General features: G+C 52.1%; 1 rRNA gene. It reads right to left on the reverse strand.

What is annotated here, in order from left to right:
• Positions 1–20 precede the first annotated feature (20 nt).
• Positions 21–2,369, reverse strand: a 23S ribosomal RNA gene (locus B7C60_RS00175); the annotation flags it as partial.

A 2,369-nucleotide genomic window follows, 5' to 3' on the forward strand; every position in this document is an offset into this window, starting at 1 on the left:
CAAAACCTCTTCGGTGTTGTATGGTTAAGCCTCACGGGCTATTAGTACAGGTTAGCTCAACGCCTCACAACGCTTACACACCCTGCCTATCAACGTTCTAGTCTCGAACAACCCTTTAGGACAGTTAAACTGCCAGGGAGAACTCATCTCAGGGCTCGCTTCGCGCTTAGATGCTTTCAGCGCTTATCAATTCCGAACTTAGCTACCGGGCAATGCCACTGGCGTGACAACCCGAACACCAGAGGTTCGTCCACTCCGGTCCTCTCGTACTAGGAGCAGCCCCCTTCAATTCTCCAACGCCCACGGCAGATAGGGACCGAACTGTCTCACGACGTTCTAAACCCAGCTCGCGTACCACTTTAAATGGCGAACAGCCATACCCTTGGGACCGACTTCAGCCCCAGGATGTGATGAGCCGACATCGAGGTGCCAAACACCGCCGTCGATATGAACTCTTGGGCGGTATCAGCCTGTTATCCCCGGAGTACCTTTTATCCGTTGAGCGATGGCCCTTCCATTCAGAACCACCGGATCACTATGACCTGCTTTCGCACCTGCTCGAACCGTCATTCTCGCAGTTAAGCGGGCTTATGCCATTGCACTAACCTCACGATGTCCAACCGTGATTAGCCCACCTTCGTGCTCCTCCGTTACTCTTTGGGAGGAGACCGCCCCAGTCAAACTACCCACCAGGCACTGTCCTCAACCCGGATAACGGGTCTAAGTTAGAACATCAACACTACAAGGGTGGTATTTCAAGGTCGACTCCACGCAATCTAGCGACTGCGCTTCAAAGTCTCCCACCTATCCTACACATGTAGGGTCAATGTTCAGTGCCAAGCTGTAGTAAAGGTTCACGGGGTCTTTCCGTCTAGCCGCGGGTACACTGCATCTTCACAGCGATTTCAATTTCACTGAGTCTCGGGTGGAGACAGCGTGGCCATCATTACGCCATTCGTGCAGGTCGGAACTTACCCGACAAGGAATTTCGCTACCTTAGGACCGTTATAGTTACGGCCGCCGTTTACCGGGGCTTCGATCAAGAGCTTCGTGTTACCACTAACCCCATCAATTAACCTTCCGGCACCGGGCAGGCGTCACACCGTATACGTCATCTTACGATTTTGCACAGTGCTGTGTTTTTAATAAACAGTTGCAGCCACCTGGTATCTGCGACTCTCAATAGCTCCATCCGCAAGGGACTTCACCGTCAAGAGCGTACCTTCTCCCGAAGTTACGGTACCATTTTGCCTAGTTCCTTCACCCGAGTTCTCTCAAGCGCCTTGGTATTCTCTACCCGACCACCTGTGTCGGTTTGGGGTACGATTTCTTATGAACTGAAGCTTAGAGGCTTTTCCTGGAAGCAGGGCATCAATGACTTCACTGCCGTAGCAGCTCGACGTCGTGTCTCAGCCTTAAAGAGAGCCGGATTTACCTAACTCTCAAGCCTACTCACTTGAACCAGGACAACCGTCGCCTGGCCCACCTAGCCTTCTCCGTCCCCCCATCGCATTCATAACAAGTACGGGAATATTAACCCGTTTCCCATCGACTACGCTCTTCAGCCTCGCCTTAGGGGTCGACTTACCCTGCCCCGATTAACGTTGGACAGGAACCCTTGGTCTTCCGGCGGGGAGGTTTTTCACCCCCCTTGTCGTTACTCATGTCAGCATTCGCACTTCTGATACCTCCAGCAAACCTTACAGTTCACCTTCAACGGCTTACAGAACGCTCCCCTACCCAATACCTAAAAGGCATTGCCGCAGCTTCGGTGTATTGCTTAGCCCCGTTACATCTTCCGCGCAGGCCGACTCGACTAGTGAGCTATTACGCTTTCTTTAAATGATGGCTGCTTCTAAGCCAACATCCTAGCTGTCTAAGCCTTCCCACATCGTTTCCCACTTAGCAATACTTTGGGACCTTAGCTGGCGGTCTGGGTTGTTTCCCTCTTCACGACGGACGTTAGCACCCGCCGTGTGTCTCCCGGATAGTACTTACTGGTATTCGGAGTTTGCAAAGGGTTGGTAAGTCGGGATGACCCCCTAGCCTTAACAGTGCTCTACCCCCAGTAGTATTCGTCCGAGGCGCTACCTAAATAGCTTTCGGGGAGAACCAGCTATCTCCGAGTTTGATTGGCCTTTCACCCCTAGCCACAAGTCATCCGCTAATTTTTCAACATTAGTCGGTTCGGTCCTCCAGTTGATGTTACTCAACCTTCAACCTGCCCATGGCTAGATCACCCGGTTTCGGGTCTATATCCAGAGACTAAACGCCCAGTTAAGACTCGCTTTCGCTACGGCTCCCCTATGTGGTTAACCTTGCCACTGAATATAAGTCGCTGACCCATTATACAAAAGGTACGCAGTCAC

This window comes from Vibrio fujianensis (genome assembly GCF_002749895.1).
GTDB lineage: Bacteria > Pseudomonadota > Gammaproteobacteria > Enterobacterales > Vibrionaceae > Vibrio > Vibrio fujianensis.